Here is a 1,297-nt window from a genome sequence, read left to right as displayed (position 1 = left end):
CTTAAGTTTGTCTTTTATTAAATTTGATATATAATCAGAAAGAATAAAAGAGAGAATTAAGGTTAATATATACGGTGAAGCCTAGACTTCGACAACATTGATAACCCTCTCTCTTTTCTACTGAAAATCACGTTCAGTTCTGTGAGACCTAGATCTCGTTTTCAAGTTGTTGTGAGTAAAAGTAGGCTATTCTTTCATAAAACATTTCTTATGAATAAATATACAGAAACTTTTGGAATTGACATTAGCAAAGATGTATTTGATTGTTACGGTAGTAACCAAGGTCATTTACAGTTTAAAAACACCGAAGAAGGATTCGTTAGGTTTCTAAAAACATTAAAAGATAATACATTGGTCGTTATGGAGGCCACGGGCTATTATCATTACCGGTTAGCACAGTTTCTATACAAAAAAGGACACGCTGTATCTGTTGTAAACCCTTTATCGGTAAAGCGTTTCATTCAAATGAAATTAGCGAAAGTTAAAACCGACAAAAGTGATGCTAAAGCAATTTGTGACTATGGAACAATTAATGAAGTTCCGCTCTATAACGCACTAACAGACATACAAAGTGAAAGCTTGCAATTATTTAGATTAATGGACAGTTTTTTAAAGAAAAGAACGGCTACCAAGAACAAAATCCATGGAGAGGAAGTATTGGGGATTCCATCAAACTGGGTGTATCGTTCATTAAAAAGAGACCGAAAACATCTAGATAAGGAGCTTTTAGGCATCGAGAACCGACTCCTGTCTTTAGTAAAACAAGATCAACAATCACAATTGACTTTATTGCAAAGCATACCAGGAATAGGCCTTAAAACAGCTTTATTTTTAATTGTAATAACTGATGGATTTAAGAAGTTTGAAACAGCCTCCCAATTATGTAGTTATGTAGGTATTACCCCAACCATACGCGAATCTGGAAGCAGTGTAAGAGGACGAAGTAGAATAAGTAAAGTAGGCAATAGAAAGCTTCGAAACCTCTTGTTTCTGTGTTCCTTTAGTGCCTGTAAGCAAAATAAATCTTGTAGAGAAATTTATGATCGCATTGTAAATAAAGGAAAAAGCAAGAAGTTGGCATTGATTGCAGTCTCTAATAAATTACTAAAACAAAGTTTTGCTATTGCAAAATCAGGACACCCTTATGACGAAGCTCACGTGTCTGTTTTGACAAAATAAACGGAGGCAAATACAAAACAAAAAACCTTAAAAAACTAAAATATAGAATTTTAAGGCTAGGATATTATTGCACAAATTTAACGAAGAATTTGTTTGGTTTTTAACTCAGTTCTTTGTT

Annotated in this window: 1 protein-coding gene; it reads left to right on the top strand. The window is 33.5% G+C overall.

Features of this window, described 5'->3' with window-relative positions; all coding sequences use genetic code 11:
• Positions 1 to 210 precede the first annotated feature (210 nt).
• Complete coding sequence (locus tag ACFFU9_RS13345) at positions 211 to 1,179, top strand: IS110 family RNA-guided transposase (RefSeq protein ID WP_379861978.1); 969 nt, start codon at positions 211 to 213, stop codon at positions 1,177 to 1,179.
• Positions 1,180 to 1,297 lie beyond the last annotated feature (118 nt).

This window comes from Mariniflexile ostreae, assembly GCF_042427585.1.
GTDB lineage: Bacteria > Bacteroidota > Bacteroidia > Flavobacteriales > Flavobacteriaceae > Pseudalgibacter > Pseudalgibacter ostreae.
This window is presented reverse-complemented; position numbering and strand designations above follow the sequence as displayed.